The organism is Pseudoalteromonas haloplanktis ATCC 14393, assembly GCF_000238355.1.
In the GTDB taxonomy this organism is placed as follows: domain Bacteria; phylum Pseudomonadota; class Gammaproteobacteria; order Enterobacterales; family Alteromonadaceae; genus Pseudoalteromonas; species Pseudoalteromonas haloplanktis.
On sequence record NZ_AHCA01000001.1, the window covers coordinates 438,524 to 457,359 of the forward strand.

An 18,836-nucleotide genomic window follows, 5' to 3' on the forward strand; every position below is an offset into this window, starting at 1 on the left:
TCATACCTTAAATGCGTCAAGTGCTCGTTGTCGAGCCGCTTTATGATCTACAATTGCTGGCCAGTACTGATTTTTATCGCTTCCCTGCAATGCTAAATAAATATGCGGAAAATGAATATGCTTGCTCGGTACCGACGTAAGCTCCGGTACATACTTACGAATGAACTCCCCTTCTGGATCAAAACGTTCGCTTTGGGTAATGGGATTAAATATTCTGAAATAAGGCTGCGCATCACAACCGGTACTGGCAGCCCATTGCCAGCCGCCATTGTTTGAGGCAAGATCACCGTCAATTAGATGCTGCATAAAAAAACGCTCACCTTTGCGCCAGTCAATCAGCAAATGTTTGGTTAAAAAGCTAGCGACCACCATACGTAATCGGTTATGCATCCAACCTGTCTGTTGCAATTGCCGCATCGCGGCATCAACCAGTGGGTAGCCCGTTTTACCTTGGCACCAAGCAGTAAAATCAGCATCGTCGCTGCGCCACTGAACGGGATCATACTTTTCATTAAAGTTTTGGTACTTATTGAGTTTTGGGTAAGCCACGATTAAATGCCGATAAAACTCACGCCATACTAATTCATTCACCCAAGTAAATAAGTTGCTTTTAGAGCTGCTCAATACATCGATATGCTCTTGCTGTACCAAAGCGATTAATTGATAAACAGACACTACCCCCAACGCTAAATATGGACTTAAGCCCGATGTGCCTTTAATACTTGGAATATCTCGCTGATCTTTATAACTGAGTAACTTCTCGTTGATAAAACGGCTACAAATTTGACTAAGCGACTGGTCATCCACAGGCCATTTATGGGAAGAATTATCAGTGCTCAGTAATGCACAGCTCTGCCACGTAATTGGGCTGAACATGGTCGGTGGGGTCGTAAAATAAAAGTGTGAATCTTGATACTGTTTTAACCAGGCATTTTTAAATGGCGTAAATACTTTAAACATTTCGCCGCTTTGATTAAGCACAGTGCCCGGTGGCGCTATTACATCACCATCAAATAACAATAATGAGGTTCCAATTTCATCACCATGTTTTAAAAAAGCCTGATCACGCTTAACTTCGTTAATTTCATACTCTTTATTTGCATAGACACTTGATACTGCATGTTGCTGACAAAAGGCCGTTAACCGCTGAATGCAGCCGCTATAATCAACACCATCAATAATATGCAATTTAATGCCATTATCAGCCAATAATTGACCTAAGTAATCGAGTCTGCGTTTTAGTAAATCAATCTGGATAGGCGCAACACCATGACACTGCCATTGTTGCTCCGTGATGAAAAAAACAGCATTCTTACAGCCATTTTCAATAGCTTGATAAAGGGCCTGATTATTAAAAAGGCGCAGATCGCGCCTAAACCAAAATACAGTGTTCATTAAATTCCGTAGCGTAATTTTAGTTCGTTTGGATAAGGGTTAAAGTACACTTGTTTTGCTAAGTACTCGTTTGGGTGCACTTTTAAATGATGCTTAAGCAATGTCAGCGGTACATACAATGGCACTAAACCATCGCGGTACTCATCAATTGCATCACGCAGTTCTTGCTTTTCTATTTTGGACAGCTGCTTTTTAAAATAACCCTGTAAGTGCATCAAGGTATTACTATTATTTTTTCGAGATGCAGGCCTTTTCAATGCAGCCATCAAACCACTGATATAGCTATCTGCTAACGCTTCAAAATCACGCCCTTCGTAAGTGCCAAGTAAATTACCTAGATCACGATACGCTTGGTAATTGTGAGCCATTAACAGGTATTTATACTGCGCGTGAAACTGTGTTAAACGATGAACCGTTGCAGGTTGCTCGCGCAGTAGTTGCCAATTTTTGTAGGTGAACACTCGCATTACGAAGTTTTCACGTAAATGCATATCGTTTAATCGGCCATTTTCTTCACAAGGTAAGAGTGGGTTATGTGCCATTATTTGCTCAGCAAAAAAACCAACTCCTTCAGAAGTATTACCAGTGCCGGCTTCATTGTATATTTTGATCCGCTCCATACCGCAACTTGGGCTTTTAGCGCAAAATACAAAACCACTGAGCTGTGCAGATTGCTCGGTAGCAATACGTTTGCCGTATTCGGTCAACTTTGGACCAACATCTTCACTACCATCTGGACGACACACCTTGATAGTATCACCCACTTTGACTTGTCTAATAGTCGGCCTTGGGATCGGTAACCCAATCGCAACTTCCGGACAGAAGCGTTGATACTCGACATGTTTTGCCAGCTCATCCATACAGAAGTTCGATTTTTTATGACCACTGTCAAAGCGTACTTTTTCACCTGCAAGGCAGGCACTAATGCCAATTTTAATACTCGATTGCGCCATAATATTCCCAGTAAGTATTCCTAGTAAATCAAACTACCAATTGGATTAAGTAACTTACTCAAGCCTTTGTTAAAGTGTAGTGCACTGCTGACAACTGTGTAGCATAAACACCCATCTTTGGTTATTGGCGTATGTTGATGACGACCATCTAACCACATAAAGTCACCAGCAACGTAATCTCCCTCTTCATCACTAAATTCGCCATCAAGTAACAGGGTTAATTCAAAACCTGTGTGCGTATGCTCTGGGATCTCACCACCGGCGGCAATGTGCAATAAACTCGAACGCAGTGCACCGTCTTCAAGACCAATACGCGAACGCGATATTTTGCCCAGTTGCATAAACTTACTGTGCGGAATACGTGCAAGGGCCCGTGGCAATTGATAGCTATATTGTTTAGTGATAGCAACGGTTTGCGGTTGGACTTCATACACGTCATCAACGTCATCATTTTCTGTAATTGCCGCAAGTAATGACATAGCATCAGCACTGAGCTCTTCATCAATAGCACTTTGAGGTTGAGCAAAGATAAGCTCTGCATTTTGTGCTTCAAGTCGCTTCACTTTAGCATGACAGCATTCACACATTTCTAGATGAATTGCCACGGCAACACTCAGGCTTGCTGGCAGTGACGCATTACAATACTGCGCTAATAACGCATCGCTTGGGTGATGTTTAATCATGGCGGTCTCCCATTTCATTGCGTAATTTTTGTAACGCTAAACGTAAACGTGATTTCACAGTGCCTACAGGAATATTTAACTGCTCTGCTAGTTGTTCCTGTGACATATCCTGAAAATACACACCTTTAACCACGTCCCGTTGTGCTTGAGGTAACTTATCCAAGTAGTTTTTTATCTGCTGGGTTTCAAGGTGATCGCTAAATTCGTAGTCAGAGTTGGCATGTTGCTCTACCAAAGGCCAAATATCTTCACTGATATGCTCTTCTTTATTACTTTTCATTTTTCTCAGCATATCGAAAGAGGCATTTCGCATCACGGTATATACCCAGGTGGTTGCTGCACCTTTATCGTTATTGTACAAATGCGCTTTACGCCATACCGAGGTCAGCGTTTCTTGCACAAGCTCCATCGCTTGTGCGTCAGAATTAAATTGTTTAATACCAAAGCGTTTAATTTTAGGTGAAAAATAAGCAAATAAATAAGCAAATGCTTGTTTATCACGCTTGTCGGCGACAGCCGATAAGGCATCAGCGAGCTCTTTGCTCGGCGTTTCTGGCATGGCAGTATAGTTACCTGTGTTAGGTTCACAACGTGTAGCTGGTTGTTGACTTACCATCTTAATATTCCTATAAGTATTCTTATGTGTGCAATACGCGGCAAAAATACAGAGGGATCATATTAATTAGGAAAATTCGTTATTAATCACAGTATGGAGGAAAGAATGAATATTCGCAAAGTCAGATTCAAAGGCAAGTTGTTGTTTTTTATCAATTGAGATAGGGAGTAACTCAAGCCATCTGGCAACAACCCAATTAAGCTCATTAAAGTGAGTTTCGCGGTAAAGCTCATTTAATTGCTCATTACTTGCAAATAACTGCTGTAACGCTGTTTGTAAATATTTATCTTTATTTGCAAATTGACGAGGTTGTTGAAACCAAAATATGTTTTCAGTTGCCGATAGCTGACCATAACGCAGTTGTTGTTTATTTTCACATACATCATTAATTTCAACCACTGATGTAGCGACAACATCAATCAATAATTGCCCATGCTTATCTTGTGAAAAGTCGATAATATCCACTAAGCAACCGTACTTGGGAACATTGAGGTAGCTATCTATATCGTATTGACACAGCACAAATCCTTGCTCAGTTTTTAATGACTCTTTAACCATCTCTAGATAACGAGGCTCAAAAATACGTAACCGCGTATATCCGCAAGGTAGAATAAAGACGGGTAATGGAAAGATTGCACGTTTCATAAGGCTTACTACATCAATTAAACTTTGCATTACGTTACGTGCACCGCAGCGAATAAGATCAACGTTAGTGATTATTAGTAACCTACTGCGTTTAACCTAAGTTTAACCATTGCCCCAGATTACGCAGTAGCTCTACTGAAGCATAAACACTTAATAGGCTCACGACGGGTGCTAACATTAAAGCAAATAATCCAAGTTCGCTGCTCATTGTCTTACCCCTCAACCTTAGACGCACTATTGCTCACCACAGGGGACGGCGAAATTTCAACTGCATTAGAGTCAACTAATTGCTCATTTGGCAAAGAAAGTAGCCCGTTTAACATTTTTTGCGAATCACTGAACACAGATTCTTTTAATTTACTTTGTAATTCATTACTTGCACTTTCAATGTAATGAGCAATATTGTTTGTAAGTGTTTGAGTAATGTCTAATTGACCGTCATTTGCACTTACCTGTGTAGAACCAACCACCAAAAGTGCTGCAACCGATAGTTTAATAATGCTTTTCATAATGGTATTCCTTATTGTGTTATTAAGTTAGTCGCTATTACTTAATCAAAGGTTGTGCCAAGTGAAAATTATTTTTTAATACATTGAAATATATAAAGTTATTAAAATTTATTCGAAGTGAATTTTTAACATTAATTTTTTGACCAAAAAATGTAGTCAATTTAACCATTATTTAGGCTATTTTTTGGTGTTGCCAAGTTCAGCGTACACTTGTACACTGAAAGCACATTTTACTATTTCTGAGTACACTATGAGTGTTGTACCTGCTTATTCTGCCAAAGAAGAGCAACTGAATGCGCTTTCACACGGGGCTGGGGTTATTTTTTCAATTTATGTACTGTGGGAGCTGCTGACAAAATCACAAAGCGCTGCGCATATCATCAGTGCAATAGTTTATGGTGCAAGCCTATTTTTGCTATTTTTATCGTCGACACTTTATCACAGCAGCCTTGATCAACGTGCACGCGCTATTTATAAAAAATGTGACCACTGTGCTATTTATATTTTAATTGCAGGCACTTATACCCCATTTTTAGTGCTGTCATTAACTGGGCTTTGGTCAATTTTACCTTTAATATTTATATGGTTTTTAGCTTTGGGTGGTGTGTATTACAAATTATGGGTTACAAACCAAAACAAAAAAGTATCACTAGCAACCTATTTATTAATGGGCTGGTTTGCAGTGGCTATTATTTATCCGCTTTATTTAAATGTAGATGTAAATGCATTATGGTGGTTACTCGCAGGCGGGCTTTTTTATAGTCTAGGCACCTTGTTTTACAGTGCTAAACAACGCCAATTTAGTCATGCAATATGGCATGTGTTTGTGATTGCAGGCTGTGTTTGCCACTATGTCTCTATTAGTAAATACATTTATTAACGTAAGTAATACCAATCGACTTAAATATCTAACCATTCTAGCGGGCTAAATAAACCGCTAACTGCGTTATAAATGGTCAGTAATTTAACACGATTGGTATAAAAGTTATAAACCCATCACCAACGATAAATACGCATATTCACTTTACCACTTTTAAAGATGATCCCCTCGCTTAGCAATAGTTGATACTGCTTAAGGTATTGAGGGGACCCTTCAGGAAACGATATTTTACCTTGGCTGTTGATCACCCTATGCCACGGAATAACAGAGTCTTTAGGCATTAACTTTAGTAATCGTCCCACCAAACGCGCATTATTTGGCAGACCTGCCATCGTAGCAACTTGGCCATAACTTGCTACACACCCCTTTGGTATATTTGCCATAACCGTGTATATCTTGTCTTCTTTTGAAATATCAGTCATTAATAAATTGTTCACTTGCCCGCTTGAAACCTTGCCAGATCGCCCGTGCCACTGGCCCATGATGTACTGAATACTGCCTAAAGACTCTAATTTGAGCACTAAAAGTATGCTCTCTATCGACTACTTCAACACGTTGTAAAAGCCCTGAGTCAAGCTCAGATTGGCAATGAGCTAGGCTTATCATTGCCCACCCCGCCCCCGAAATTAAAAATGATTTCAATGTCGCAATATCATCAATTTTCATAATAGCAGAGCCTTTAGAGTAAGATAATCGCTCAGAATCAAAACTCATTTCACTCTCAAACATTGCCAAACACGGATAATCTTGCAATTGTTTATATTTGACGCGTTTAGGCACTAAGTTATTGGCGCATACGATACCAATATCAAGTTTCCCGATAGGCATACTTTCTAAATCGCCAGTGGCATGAAATAAATCAAACCAAGGGCCGATCCCTAAATCTGCTTGAGCTGTATTTACTTGCTCCAAAGAGGCAAAGCGTTTTCCGCTACTTACGCTAAACTCTGTACTTTGATACTGCCTAAAAGCATCACAAATAATATCGTTATATTGCGGGGCATGGCAAAGCTGCTCATAACAGATCTTAAAATTAGCTTCGTTTCCTAGTGCAAGCTCATTGGCTAACTGAGTTAAATAGGATTGTGCACTGAGTAATTGTGCTGCTTCTCGGTGAAAAAGCTTGCCTTTTTCAGTGAGCGATAACCGGTACTGATTACGATCAAGCAATTCAAAACCAAGCTCAGCTTCTAACTTTTTGATAGCAAGAGTGAGTGCTGGTTGAGATTTATGTAATGCATTTGCTGCCTTTGATAGGCTTTGGGTCCGCACTATCGCATCAAGCATTTTTAGTTGCACAAGGTTCATATTGTATTCTTACGCTTTATCATAAATATTATTTATGATCTTTTTAAAATTTAATAATTTTTATTTTATATGTTTGCGGCGTATGCTGCACTTAATTTATGTTTTCATAGCCACGGAGAAGACCATGAAACTGTTGCCAGTTTTAATTATATTGACATTAATACTGAGTTTAACCGCCTGTAAAGAAGCAAATACCGACACCCCTATCGAACAACCTATTCGACCAGTAAAGTTATTTGAAATTGACGCAAATTCTGATGAAACGATCCGCAGTTTCCCTGCAGAAGTCGTGGCAAACCAAGGATCATACTTAGCATTTCGAGTGAATGGCGAGTTATTAGAGTTTCCTGCTTTAGCTGGGCAACATGTAGAAAAAGACCAATTGCTAGCTAAACTAGATCCCGAAGATTTCCAACTCCAGTACGATGAACGAAAAGCACGTTTTGAGCTTGCGCAATCTCAACTAGAGCGAGTGGAAAAATTATTTAATAAATCCATTACTAGTCAATCTGAACTTGACCAAGCTTTAGCTAATAAACAAGTTGCAGAGTCAGCTTTGAAAATAGCAAAAACCAATCTTGATAACAGTGAATTACGCGCGCCATTTAGTGGTACAGTGGCAAAAGTATTTGTTAAGAATTATGAAAACATTCAAGCCAAACAGAATATTTTACGCCTTGAGACACGTGATTTAATGGACGTAATAATCCAAGTACCTGAAAAACTAATTGCTCGCATTGATAAAGATGCAAAATACCAACCCACTGTCGTATTTGATGGCTACCCGGATAAATCATACACACTCACGATAAAAGAATTTGATACCCAAGCAGATCCAGCAACGCTTACTTACAAAGTGGTGTTCTCACTGCCGGTCCCTGAAGACTTTAACTTGCTTGCGGGTATGACAGGTCGTGTGGATATTGATTTGAGTAAAATCACCCATTCGCAATCACATTATGCTCTGTTACCTGTGGAAGCTGTTTTCTCAGAGCCAACTGAATCAGCCAACAGTAGCTATGTATGGCTCTATGACAAAGCTACGGGCAAAGTGACTAAACAAGCCGTTAAAGTGGGGCAACTGCATCGCAGCGGTATCGAAGTGCTTTCAGGAATAAAACAAGGGCAAACCGTGGTTGCAGCAGGTGTTCATTACCTTGAAGAAGGAATGCAAGTACGCCCATGGCAAAAAGAGCGAGGCTTATAAAAATGAGTTTTGCTGAAGTTGCCATTAAAAATAAAGTGATCAGCTGGATGTTCGCGTTACTGCTCTTGATCGGTGGCGTGGTGTCGTATTTAGGGCTTGGCCAACTCGAAGATCCTGAGTTTACTTTAAAAAAAGCCATGGTGATCACCCTCTACCCTGGTGCCTCACCACAGCAGGTTGAAGAGGAAGTCACGTTTCCAATTGAAAACGCCATTCAACAATTACCTTATGTAGATTACGTTACCAGTATTTCTTCACCGGGCAAATCGCAAATATCCGTGGAGATGAAAAGCACCTATCGCAAGCAAGACTTACGTCAAATTTGGGATGAGCTCAGACGCAAAATAAATGATAACGCTTCCTCACTACCAAGCGGTGTCTACCCAAGTACAGTATTAGACGATTTTGGTGATGTGTACGGCGTTATGTATGCAGTTACTGGCGATGGTTATTCGTATGATGAATTAAAAGACTATGTCGATTATTTAAAGCGTGAACTGGTATTAGTTGAAGGCGTGAGCAAAGTCACCGTTAGTGGTGAACAACAAGCCCAAGTTATGGTAGAAATATCAACCCGTAAACTCGCTCAGCTTGGCATCGCTCCTAACAGAATCTATCAATTATTACAGTCACAAAATACCGTATCAAACGCCGGTAAAGTGCGAGTTGGGGATGAGTCAATTCGTCTCCACCCTACTGGTGAGTTTAACGATGTGACAGAGCTTGAAAATTTACTTATTTCAAAACCAGGGGCCAGTGAGCTTATTTATTTAGGCGATGTCGCCACGGTTTACCGTGAATACGCTGAAGTACCCAGCAATGTGATGCGTTTTAATCAGCAACAAGCCTTATTAGTTGGCGTATCTTTTAGTACCGGTGTAAACGTGGTTGATGTGGGTGATAATATTCAAGCGCATTTAGCGTCTTTAGAATACCAGCGCCCGCATGGTATGGAAATTAACACGGTCTATAATCAACCTGTTGAAGTTGAAAAGTCTGTTAGCGGATTTATTGTCAGCTTATTAGAGGCCGTTGCAATTGTGATCATTGTATTACTGGTATTTATGGGCTTTAAAAGCGGCGTATTGATCGGCATTATTTTATTACTGACCGTACTCGGCACCTTTATTTTCATGAAGCTGTTTGCGATAGATTTACAGCGTATTTCGTTAGGGGCTTTGATCATCGCTTTAGGTATGCTGGTCGATAATGCCATCGTTGTCACCGAAGGGATATTAATTAACCTAAAGCGCGGGCAAACAAAAGTGCAAGCCGCGACTAATATTGTGCAACAAACAAAATGGCCTTTATTAGGTGCAACGGTAATTGCTATCACGGCTTTTGCGCCTATCGGATTAAGCTCTGACGCCAGTGGCGAGTTTGCTGGTAGCTTATTTTGGGTATTGCTTATTTCACTGCTGTTAAGCTGGATCACCGCAATAACCCTCACCCCATTTTTTGCTGATTTAATGTTTAAACAAGCTGAAGTTAAAGAGCAAAACCAAGATGAAGACCCTTACCAAGGCGTTATCTTTAATACTTATAAAAGCTTATTAAGCAGTGCAATGCACTTTCGTAAAACCACCTTGTTACTAATGGTGGTACTGCTTGTCAGTTCTGTATTTGGCTTTAAATTCATTAAACAGGCATTCTTTCCAGCATCTAACACCCCGATGTTTTACGTCGATTATTGGCATACACAAGGCGCTGATATTCATGCAACCTTAGACGGTGTGGCCAAGCTTGAAGCTTTTTTACAAAAAGATGAGCTGGTTGAAGAAGTCACCTCAACAATAGGCCAAGGCGCACCACGGTTTATGTTGACCTACGCACCTGAAAAATCATACCCAGCCTACGGGCAATTGATCATTAGAGTGAAAGACCGTGAAGCCGTCGCCACTATGATTGCTAAAGTACGAGATTATGAACACAGCCATGTTTTCGACGCCAAACTTAAAATCAAGCGAATGGAAATTGGCCCATCGACGGACGCAAAAATAGAAGCACGTTTTTCTGGCGCCGACCCAGTAGTACTGCGTCAACTGGCAAAAGAAGCCAAAGCAGTATTTAGCCAAGATGCCGGTGCGTACAATATTCGTGATGATTGGCGCGAGCGCTCTAAGCTAATTCGCCCTCAGCTCAACGAGCAAAAAGCACGTCGTTTAGGGATTGCCAAAACAGACTTAGACCAACTGTTGTTAACCAGTTTATCGGGTAAAAAAGTCGGCGTGTATAAAGATGGCACTCAGCAGTTACCAATTATCGCCCGCTCTCCTGCAGAAGAGCGTTTGAATGTTGAAAGCCTGCGCGACTTGCAAATATACAGCCCTGTTCTTGGCGTGTTTGTCCCCGTTACCCAAGTGGTGGATGAGTTTGTTGTGGAGTGGGAAGACAGCCTAATAATGCGCCGCGATCGTAAACGCACCATTACCGTCATGGCTGATCATGATGTCATTGGTGATGAAACACCAGCAAAACTATTTGCCCGAGTCAGAGCAGGAGTTGAAGCGATTAAACTTCCTCATGGCTACGAGCTACAATGGGGGGGCGAATTTGAATCATCCACTAAAGCGCAAAAAGCCATATTTGGTTCACTACCATTGGGTTATTTGGCCATGTTTGCCGTGACTGTGTTGCTATTTAACTCTGTTAAAAAGCCACTGGTTATATGGGCAACTGTGCCGCTGGCCATCATTGGCGTCAGTGCAGGTTTATTGCTAATGAACGCAGCATTTAGCTTTATGGCTTTACTTGGTTTACTGAGTTTAAGCGGCATGCTGATCAAAAACGGCATTGTATTAGTGGATCAAATAAACCTTGAACTCAGTGAAGGGAAAGACCCTTACCAAGCGGTATTTGATTCTGGTGTAAGCCGTGTTCGCCCTGTGGCTATGGCTGCAATCACCACAATTCTAGGCATGATCCCACTGTTGTTTGATGTATTCTTCCAGTCAATGGCGGTGACTATTATGTTTGGTCTAGGTTTTGCCACGATACTAACGCTGATTGTTGTGCCAGTGCTTTATACCGTGCTGTTTCAGATTGAAGTACCAAAGAACAACTAACAAAAAAGGCCAAGTAATTTAAATTACTTGGCCTTTTTAAAAACATATCTAACTACTTTTTTAAACTCAGTGTGCCTGTTCTTCGTTTTGCAGTTGCACGAGGTTTATTAAAAGACTTATTGGCTTTAGATGGCTGTTGCGACTGTGCTTTTTCAACATACTTTTGAAAATCCCGTTTTTTAACATCGGCTGTGGCTTGCTTATTTTCATCTATCGAACGTTCTTCGGTTTTACCCGAATCCGCAATTGAGTCATTAATTTGTGCCATTTCTTGCTCAGTTAAATGGCGCCACTGCCCTACTTTTAAGCCTTTTAGCGTCACATTCATAATACGCGTGCGCTTTAGCGTAACCACTTCATAACCTAAGTATTCACACATTCTACGAATTTGGCGATTCAAGCCTTGGGTCAAAATAATAGTGAACTCTTTAGCGCCAGTTTGCGTGACTTTGCACTTTTTAGTCACAGTATCAAGAATGGGGATCCCGCCCGCCATTTTATTTACAAACTGGCGATTGAGTGGTTTATCAACGGTCACAACATATTCTTTTTCGTGATTATTACCAGCACGAAGGATTTTATTAACGATGTCGCCTTCGTTAGTTAAAAATATCAGCCCTTCAGAGGGGCGATCTAAGCGGCCAATGGGGAAAATTCGATCAGGGTAGTTAACGGCTTTGACAATATTACTTTGAATTTTACGCTCGGTAGTACAGGTTATACCCACCGGTTTGTTATAAGCAATGTACACACGTTTTGGCACTTGTTTAAGTGGTTTTCCATCAACAAGCACAACATCGCTAGCGGCGACTTTCACACCCATTTCAGGGCGTTTGCCATTAACAGTAACACGACCATCTTCAATATACTTATCAGCTTCACGTCGAGAGCAAAAACCAGTGTCACTAATAAATTTATTTAATCGTTTTAAATCTGTCATGGCCAATTCATCTTAATTTTAAAGGCCCGTATTGTAAACCAGCACTGAATATTTTGCGCGGTTAATTTATGTTTTGTAGAGTATCTTTGCGTAATTGGGCAACATCAAACCGATAGCTACTTTGATTTGTTTCTAATAGGGAAAGTTGTTTGAAGTCTAGAAAAGACCAATCAGTAATATCAATTAAATAATCATACTGATTAATGTTGTCTTGCGTGATCACCGCTAAATCTATCTCTATCTTGGTATTATTTTGCCAAAACAAATGCCCATTATGGTGATCAACCAAAGTGGTGAGCGCCCATCCTCCCATTAAATAATGCCCCCCCACACTGGCTGTCAGCTTTTTTTGTTTGATTAGCAGTATGTTATCCCGAAGCCAATCAAATCCACCAATTAAAAAAGGCTGTTTACGCTCTTTTATTGCCGTAAATGCACCTAATGCCATCAAATCTGACGCTGTCCAAATCACATTGATATTGGGGTAGCGTTGTATTAATTTTTCAGTCTTGGTCATGGCTTCCATTTTTGACCAATTTGCATAAACGATTTGATTAAGCTTTAAATTATACTGGGTTAAATAATCCATTAACCCGGCGCTTCGACTATCCGATTCAGAGCCATAATGACCATTAATAGCCACCACATGAGGCGTTAACGCTTGCTGATGTGCTTTTGATATTAGCGCCTTAGCTAATAATTTACCCGCCTTAAAGTTATCGTGATAAATTTCACCTAGCCAATTTTTATAAATTTGTTGTGGCTCCCCTATCGCTGCTTTTTCTGCTGCGGCAATTGTTTGCTCTAAAGTAATAAACTTGACGCCAAACTCTTCTAATAATGACATAGATTGCTCAGCGCCTGCGGGGTAGTTTAACAACACCACATAATCAGGCGTAGCGCGGTATTTTAAATATTTTTTCAGTTCAGCCAATTGTATATAGCGGTTTCCTTCGCCATAAATTACATCAAGCTTTACATTGTGCTGCGCCGCGGCTACCGCCATAATTTTTTGTACTTTTGTCCAAAAAGGCTCACCTTCTACTGACGGGTTCACAAATAAAATAGAGATTGCCGCAGCCCCCTTGGCTGCGGCACTAAATACAAATACTAAAATGACTAATAAATACTTCATAAAATCACCTTACAGACTGTCTATCCTTAGCATAGTCTAGAAAGGTTAACTTGACAGTTTTCTCCACACAACTTCGAGCGGCCCACGTTTAAAAAAGTGACTATAAAACTGACAAGCGACAAATTGGAGTATGGCAATAAAGGTAACCAACAAAAAATAATCTATGCGATTAAACGTTAAAGTCCAATCTGGATAAAGTACTTTAAACAAGGTGAATAAGATGAGTGTTTGTGTTATGTAAACAGAAAGTGATAAGCGACCTAAGCGCTGAAAGCCCGAGTAAAATAAGCATCCTTGTGAGTACTCTTTTACGACAAGGTGTATAACCAACAAGGCAACAAACAATGCAGCAAGCCAATTTATAGGCTCTTTTAACGCATAAGATAAGGGGGAATGTAAATACTCTAATACAATTCTAAATCCAGTGAAAACTAATGCAGCAATGCATACATACTTTACATACTGCTTTGGTAGACCACTTTTAAAGACTGCATTTTTGTATGCGTAGATACCAATCAACATTAAACCGGCACTCATCCATAAAGTAATGAGCGGCACGACAATGAGCATGATAAAAAATACCAACGCATTTGTGCTCATTATTGCTAACCAACTTGAATAAGTGTCTTGATAGGTTTGTATAAATTCATTGTCTGCTCGTGTTATTATGTGATTAGGCTCAACTAATAACAACAAGAACGACACGCATGAACCTATGACTAAAAACTGCCCCCCTCTTTTCAAAATAAAGGCATCGTCATGGTTTAGGTATTTACACACTAACCAGCCTGAGCATGCATAAATAAATAAAATATCACCTGCCCATAAAAAAAAACCATGTAATAAACCAATATAAGCTAATACTTTTAAGCGCTTCTTGAGTACCACTATATCTTGATAGTGCTGCCATTGAATATATAACGCAGCACCAAACAACAAACAAAATAAAGTTCTAAATCGCCCATCTATAAAAATCAGATTCGCTATTTGTAATAGGTGATCTGAAAACGGGGGAAATTGCGCGGGCACATAACCATATTCGAATAGCCCAAAGGTATACACATTCATGTACATCAAGCCCAATACAGCTATGCCACGAATGACATCCATGTTGTTATTTCGCATTACTTTTCACTAATCGTATTTATGAGTATTGGACCAGTTTAACGCACTTTCGTAGAGCTTAGGTAATCCTTCACTGGATATATTTAACAAAACAACCGCTTTTTCAAGCGCCCACCAGCTCCCAGTTTCATAGGCTTTGACTGTTGCTAAAATATAATACAGCGTATTTTTTTCTGCCATCAGGGCCGATTTTATGGGCTCAGGAAATGGGAGCTTCTCTAATAACTGTTCCATTGGTCTATCTAAAATGGCATCTAATAGTGAAAACAATCCCGTTAAGAAAGCACTGTCTGACTGAGAAGGCGCAACTTTCTGTGCAATCAATTCACAAAACCGAGCCCTAATAATGCATAGTTTAACCAACTCCGAAGGTTTTGATTGAGTCATATGGGCTGTAATTATGAGACTTACAAACTTTCTAATATGATCGTGCCCTAAGTACACCAACGCCTGCTTAATCGATGCTATTTCTTTTTGTACTGGAAATACACCACTATTTATTAATCTTAGTAACTTAAACGCCAGCGCCGTATCTAGCTGAAAAAGCGCCGCAATAGTATTAATGTTAGGGTTTTCTTTCATCGCCTGCGCGTAAATAGATAGTGCAAGCGTGTAATTCATATCAATATCTTTTTGCTCAACTACTACAGGTTTTGCAAAAAAATAACCTTGAAAATAATCAAAGCCCATCGCATGCGCTAACGCAAACTCTTCACCGGTTTCAATTTTTTCAGCAAGTAATCTAATTTTTTTATATTTACTTAAATGTTTAATGACGCCACTGATTGTTTCTAGTGGCGTAATTCGAATATCAAATTTGATTAATTTGACAAACTTAAGAAAGCGATCCCAGCGAGGCTCATAGATAAAATCATCAAGTGCTAAGGTATACCTTTTATGAAACAACTCACGACATAGCTGATAGTTCTCTTCTGTGGGCTCAATGGATTCCAGTAGCTCAAGAACAACATCACTGTTTGGTAAAAAAGTACATAGATCCATTTTTAATGAGTCAGGTCCTATGTTAATTAACGCTTTCTTACCAGACGTGATATGACGAGTACCAAAATTAAGCTGATTTTCCATTATCAACTTTGCCGTAGCAACACTTTCATCGATATTTGGAAAATGATTATTGGTACTATTACGAAACAATAATTCGTAGGCAACAACATGCTGGCGACGATTAAAAATTGCTTGGCGCGCAACAAATACTTGCACTTATCCACCTCAAACTTAATGACTTGATAATTGTCAACACGACAAAACCAATACTAAGTAATTAAATTATAATGTTATTGCAATCCATTATAGCTAGTAAGGTGATAAATAGCAGTATTAAATATAAAGTTTACCTATGTAGTCTTTTGCAATTTGAGACCAAGTAAAACGCGCCGCCGCTGCATTTTTCACAATTTCAGCCCATTGCTCTGGCTGTTTAGATTTCATTGTTAAAGCGGCTTCAAAACAGCTGATCAGCGCTTGGCTTTGTGTTTGTAAAGAATCACCACTAAAACTAAAACCATTTTCAAGATGAGAGATAGTATCGTTTAAGCCACCCACTTGATGCACTAAACAAGGTTGTCCTGCCCGCATAGCTAACATTTGGCTTATGCCACAGGGTTCAAAGGAGCTTGGCATTAAAAATAAATCGCCGATTTCGTACAACAACTCACCTATGTTATGTCCATAACCTTTTAAAAATAATAAATTGCTATTACGTGCCATTGCAGCTGTCATTATGTGTTCGAGTCTTGCATCACCGGATCCTAAAATAATCATCCGCCCTTGTTGCTCAGATAACATCTCACACAGCTCATCTAACACTTGCTGACTTTTAAACGGTTGACGCAGCAACAAGACTTTTTGGTCCGTGAGGCGCCCCACACTTGTTACTAAAGGACCTGTAACGGGTTGATTAATAAACTGCAACAGTCGTTGATGAGCAATATAGAAGCTACTTTGTAATTGGGCTTCTTTTGCTATCCAAACAAATAAAGCGCGCTCTATCTCACTATAAAGATCAGCTAACTGGTTAGTAGAAGGCTCAATGTGCATGTTATATTCACAGCCATTGAGTATGCCAACCACTTTATTATTTCGCTGGGCATTTTGTAAATCGTGCTCTAAACCTTCCCCTCCAAAGAAACCATTTTCTGGTTCACTTGGTAATAACACTTCACTGGCGTAAGTGGGTGAAACCAAATGTACTTTATCAGCGAGATTAATCGCACTGCGCATCGGATTAAAACAGTGCGGGTAACGCGGATCACACAGTAATTCACCATTATAACTAAGCGAAGGAAACCATGCCTCTAAGCTCGACTCATCACCTTTAAACGGCCTAATTCCTTGCAAGGCAATATTGTGCACTGTATAAACAGTACGTAAAGAAGAAAAAGAGACAAAACGACGGTCAAACTTTAATAGCACAGCCACACATGCACTATGCCAATCATGTAAATGCAATACATCAGGGCGACCTATCACACCTTGTAACAACGCTTCACATACGCTTGCATTAAATAAGGCAAACTTAGTCGCATCGGTTGAAAATGGTTTATCTCCATTATCATTACAATATACAGCACCATTGTGTTGACTAAACAATGAATGGGACAGCACAATTTGTCTAACTTGTTGCTGTCCTACATGTAATTGCCATACTTGGACAACATGAATACACCCTGCAAAAGGGACTTCTACAGTACCCAATTGAGTCCGCTCTAACGTGCTAAAACCATAATCAGGAATTACTACATCTACAGTTAAACCCTGCTCTGCTAGTGCGTTTGGGCAATCCCTGAGGACATCGGCAACACCACCGACTTTGGCATTTGGTAAAGCGTCATTTTCGGCCGCAACCATTAATACATGCATCTTTTTCTAATTTCCTACTACTTGTATACCCAAACCAAGCCCTTGAGCATTTCACAGCGACTACTCTCATCACTGTTACTTCTTAAAAGAGGCAACTATTTATCCAAAGTAACGCCTTGATATTAAGCCCCTGTGAAACGCTGAATTCTGCATCGTGAGGTGGCTTGGGTATATGTCTTTTTAAGCTAATTGTTTACTCTCACGTTCAAGACGCTCAAGCTTTTTTGACAGTTCAGTAAGCATTTCACGCGTTACTAATACGATGCCTTTTTTAGAGACCCTAAAGCCATTTTCTTCATCGGCTTTACGATCAAAACCTATTTCAACCCCCGCTGGCACTTCACATCCGCGGTCAATAATAGCACGGCGAATACGACAATTTCGTTGGATGATCGCCCCTGGTAATATCACAGACTCTTCAATAACACAGTATGAGCGAATATGTACATTAGAAAACAGCAACGATTTTCGAACCACTGAGCCTGATATAATACAGCCACCCGAAACTGTTGAGTCAACAGCCATGCCACGTCTGTCGTCATTATCAAAAATAAATTTTGCAGGTGGTAGCTGTTCTTGATAAGTCCAAATTGGCCAGGTTGGATCGTATAAGTCTAACTGCGGCTCTGGCATTACCAGTTCCATATTTGCTTCCCAAAATGAATCAAGGGTGCCAACATCACGCCAATAAGGCTGGCCTTCGTGGCCTGGATCACGAAATGGGAAAGCAAATACATTATGTTCTTCGATTATAGCCGGAATGATATCGTGGCCAAAATCTCGCCCTGAACCTTCATTCTCAGCATCTTTTTTCAACTGCTCAAATAAAAATTCAGTATTAAACACATAATTACCCATAGAGGCTAAGCATGTACCAGGTTTACCTGGAATAGAACTAGGCATTTTCGGTTTTTCGTCAAAACGTTTTACACGCTTTTCTTCATCTACGGTCATTACACCAAAAGTATCTGCGGCCTCTTCACATGGAACTTCAATACAACATACCGTCATATCTGCTCCCGTTTCTACATGTTTTGCTAATAACGCACCGTAATCCATACGATAAACATGATCACCTGATAAAATCATCACATACTTTGGTAATTCATGACGGATAATATCCATGTTTTGAAAGACCGCATCGGCAGTTCCGCAATACCACTCATCGCCATAGCGTTGTGATGCAGGTAAAATTTCAACTGATTCACCCAGCTCTTTTTTAAAGTGGCCCCAAGCGCGATTAACGTGGCGAATTAACGAATGCGACTTATACTGAGTGGCGATCCCAACACGGCGAATACCTGAATTAATACAGTTTGATAGCGGAAAATCGATAATACGATGTTTACCACCAAAATAAACCGCAGGTTTTGCCCGCCAGTTGGTTAACTCATGTAACCGTGAACCACGGCCTCCCGCTAAGATCAATGCATAGGTTTCTCGTGTAAGACTACTTATGTAGCGATTTGCATAACTTGGCATAATTATCTCCGTA

At 40.1% G+C, this 18,836-nt stretch carries 17 protein-coding genes; 3 read left to right on the forward strand and 14 right to left on the reverse strand.

Features of this window, described 5'->3' with window-relative positions; genetic code table 11:
* The 6 genes from phrB to PHAL_RS22685 form a co-directional block, all read right to left on the reverse strand.
* Positions 1-1,395 carry a deoxyribodipyrimidine photo-lyase gene (gene phrB / locus PHAL_RS0101755; protein WP_016706682.1) on the reverse strand — a complete coding sequence of 465 codons (1,395 nt, stop codon included), beginning with the start codon at positions 1,393-1,395 and terminating at the stop codon, positions 1-3.
* Positions 1,395-2,348, reverse strand: coding sequence for a YbgA family protein (locus tag PHAL_RS0101760; protein WP_016706683.1), 954 nt, complete (start codon positions 2,346-2,348; stop codon positions 1,395-1,397). The genes phrB and PHAL_RS0101760 overlap by 1 nt, the downstream gene beginning before the upstream one ends.
* Positions 2,349-2,368: 20 nt before the next feature.
* Positions 2,369-3,031: a ChrR family anti-sigma-E factor gene (locus PHAL_RS0101765; protein WP_016706684.1), complete on the reverse strand. Its 663-nt coding sequence runs from the start codon at positions 3,029-3,031 to the stop codon at positions 2,369-2,371.
* Entirely contained in the window at positions 3,024-3,647 is a 624-nt protein-coding gene (locus PHAL_RS0101770) for a sigma-70 family RNA polymerase sigma factor (RefSeq protein WP_016706685.1), read from the reverse strand. Before PHAL_RS0101770 ends, PHAL_RS0101765 begins: the two co-directional genes overlap by 8 nt.
* Positions 3,648-3,713: 66 nt before the next feature.
* Positions 3,714-4,292, reverse strand: coding sequence for an LON peptidase substrate-binding domain-containing protein (locus PHAL_RS0101775; RefSeq protein ID WP_029215979.1), 579 nt, complete (start codon positions 4,290-4,292; stop codon positions 3,714-3,716).
* Positions 4,293-4,504: 212 nt separating this feature from the next.
* On the reverse strand, positions 4,505-4,801 hold the full coding sequence (locus tag PHAL_RS22685) for a hypothetical protein (RefSeq protein ID WP_016706688.1): 297 nt from the start codon (positions 4,799-4,801) through the stop codon (positions 4,505-4,507).
* Positions 4,802-5,051: 250 nt separating this feature from the next.
* On the opposite strand from PHAL_RS22685, the gene trhA reads away from it, so the two are divergent.
* Entirely contained in the window at positions 5,052-5,681 is a 630-nt protein-coding gene (trhA, locus tag PHAL_RS0101790) for a PAQR family membrane homeostasis protein TrhA (RefSeq protein WP_029215980.1), read from the forward strand.
* Between the two features lie 116 nt (positions 5,682-5,797).
* Here trhA and PHAL_RS0101795 read toward each other — a convergent pair whose 3' ends face one another.
* Together PHAL_RS0101795 and PHAL_RS0101800 are read right to left on the reverse strand one after the other, a co-directional pair.
* Positions 5,798-6,103 carry an MGMT family protein gene (locus PHAL_RS0101795; protein ID WP_016706690.1) on the reverse strand — a complete coding sequence of 102 codons (306 nt, stop codon included), beginning with the start codon at positions 6,101-6,103 and terminating at the stop codon, positions 5,798-5,800.
* Positions 6,096-6,989, reverse strand: coding sequence for a LysR family transcriptional regulator (locus PHAL_RS0101800; protein ID WP_016706691.1), 894 nt, complete (start codon positions 6,987-6,989; stop codon positions 6,096-6,098). Before PHAL_RS0101800 ends, PHAL_RS0101795 begins: the two co-directional genes overlap by 8 nt.
* A gap of 124 nt (positions 6,990-7,113) precedes the next feature.
* Between PHAL_RS0101800 and PHAL_RS0101805 the strand changes: the two genes are divergently transcribed.
* Both PHAL_RS0101805 and PHAL_RS0101810 read left to right on the forward strand, forming a co-directional pair.
* Entirely contained in the window at positions 7,114-8,196 is a 1,083-nt protein-coding gene (locus PHAL_RS0101805) for an efflux RND transporter periplasmic adaptor subunit (protein WP_016706692.1), read from the forward strand.
* 2 nt (positions 8,197-8,198) lie between these two features.
* Entirely contained in the window at positions 8,199-11,261 is a 3,063-nt protein-coding gene (locus tag PHAL_RS0101810) for an efflux RND transporter permease subunit (RefSeq protein ID WP_016706693.1), read from the forward strand.
* Between the two features lie 52 nt (positions 11,262-11,313).
* Here PHAL_RS0101810 and rluF read toward each other — a convergent pair whose 3' ends face one another.
* The 6 genes from rluF to glgC form a co-directional block, all read right to left on the reverse strand.
* Positions 11,314-12,201 (reverse strand): 23S rRNA pseudouridine(2604) synthase RluF, encoded by an 888-nt coding sequence (gene rluF / locus PHAL_RS0101815; RefSeq protein WP_016706694.1) that lies wholly within the window; start codon positions 12,199-12,201, stop codon positions 11,314-11,316.
* A gap of 61 nt (positions 12,202-12,262) precedes the next feature.
* Positions 12,263-13,336, reverse strand: coding sequence for an ABC transporter substrate-binding protein (locus PHAL_RS0101820; RefSeq protein ID WP_016706695.1), 1,074 nt, complete (start codon positions 13,334-13,336; stop codon positions 12,263-12,265).
* A gap of 45 nt (positions 13,337-13,381) precedes the next feature.
* On the reverse strand, positions 13,382-14,461 hold the full coding sequence (locus tag PHAL_RS0101825; RefSeq protein WP_016706696.1) for a DUF418 domain-containing protein: 1,080 nt from the start codon (positions 14,459-14,461) through the stop codon (positions 13,382-13,384).
* Between the two features lie 9 nt (positions 14,462-14,470).
* Complete coding sequence (locus PHAL_RS0101830) at positions 14,471-15,682, reverse strand: EAL and HDOD domain-containing protein (RefSeq protein ID WP_016706697.1); 1,212 nt, start codon at positions 15,680-15,682, stop codon at positions 14,471-14,473.
* Positions 15,683-15,799: 117 nt separating this feature from the next.
* Positions 15,800-17,341, reverse strand: a complete 1,542-nt coding sequence (locus PHAL_RS0101835) for a glycogen synthase (protein WP_016706698.1) — start codon at positions 17,339-17,341, stop codon at positions 15,800-15,802.
* A gap of 180 nt (positions 17,342-17,521) precedes the next feature.
* Entirely contained in the window at positions 17,522-18,823 is a 1,302-nt protein-coding gene (glgC, locus tag PHAL_RS0101840) for a glucose-1-phosphate adenylyltransferase (RefSeq protein WP_016706699.1), read from the reverse strand.
* Positions 18,824-18,836 lie beyond the last annotated feature (13 nt).

What these genes read in the sequence shown, in the direction of transcription:
- phrB (WP_016706682.1), bottom strand. Translation starts at nt 1,395, where the DNA reads ATGAACACTGTATTTTGGTTTAGGCGCGATCTGCGCCTTTTTAATAAT.
- PHAL_RS0101760 (WP_016706683.1), bottom strand. Translation starts at nt 2,348, where the DNA reads ATGGCGCAATCGAGTATTAAAATTGGCATTAGTGCCTGCCTTGCAGGT.
- PHAL_RS0101765 (WP_016706684.1), bottom strand. Translation starts at nt 3,031, where the DNA reads ATGATTAAACATCACCCAAGCGATGCGTTATTAGCGCAGTATTGTAAT.
- PHAL_RS0101770 (WP_016706685.1), bottom strand. Translation starts at nt 3,647, where the DNA reads ATGGTAAGTCAACAACCAGCTACACGTTGTGAACCTAACACAGGTAAC.
- PHAL_RS0101775 (WP_029215979.1), bottom strand. Translation starts at nt 4,292, where the DNA reads ATGAAACGTGCAATCTTTCCATTACCCGTCTTTATTCTACCTTGCGGA.
- PHAL_RS22685 (WP_016706688.1), bottom strand. Translation starts at nt 4,801, where the DNA reads ATGAAAAGCATTATTAAACTATCGGTTGCAGCACTTTTGGTGGTTGGT.
- trhA (WP_029215980.1), top strand. Translation starts at nt 5,052, where the DNA reads ATGAGTGTTGTACCTGCTTATTCTGCCAAAGAAGAGCAACTGAATGCG.
- PHAL_RS0101795 (WP_016706690.1), bottom strand. Translation starts at nt 6,103, where the DNA reads ATGACTGATATTTCAAAAGAAGACAAGATATACACGGTTATGGCAAAT.
- PHAL_RS0101800 (WP_016706691.1), bottom strand. Translation starts at nt 6,989, where the DNA reads ATGAACCTTGTGCAACTAAAAATGCTTGATGCGATAGTGCGGACCCAA.
- PHAL_RS0101805 (WP_016706692.1), top strand. Translation starts at nt 7,114, where the DNA reads ATGAAACTGTTGCCAGTTTTAATTATATTGACATTAATACTGAGTTTA.
- PHAL_RS0101810 (WP_016706693.1), top strand. Translation starts at nt 8,199, where the DNA reads ATGAGTTTTGCTGAAGTTGCCATTAAAAATAAAGTGATCAGCTGGATG.
- rluF (WP_016706694.1), bottom strand. Translation starts at nt 12,201, where the DNA reads ATGACAGATTTAAAACGATTAAATAAATTTATTAGTGACACTGGTTTT.
- PHAL_RS0101820 (WP_016706695.1), bottom strand. Translation starts at nt 13,336, where the DNA reads ATGAAGTATTTATTAGTCATTTTAGTATTTGTATTTAGTGCCGCAGCC.
- PHAL_RS0101825 (WP_016706696.1), bottom strand. Translation starts at nt 14,461, where the DNA reads ATGCGAAATAACAACATGGATGTCATTCGTGGCATAGCTGTATTGGGC.
- PHAL_RS0101835 (WP_016706698.1), bottom strand. Translation starts at nt 17,341, where the DNA reads ATGCATGTATTAATGGTTGCGGCCGAAAATGACGCTTTACCAAATGCC.
- glgC (WP_016706699.1), bottom strand. Translation starts at nt 18,823, where the DNA reads ATGCCAAGTTATGCAAATCGCTACATAAGTAGTCTTACACGAGAAACC.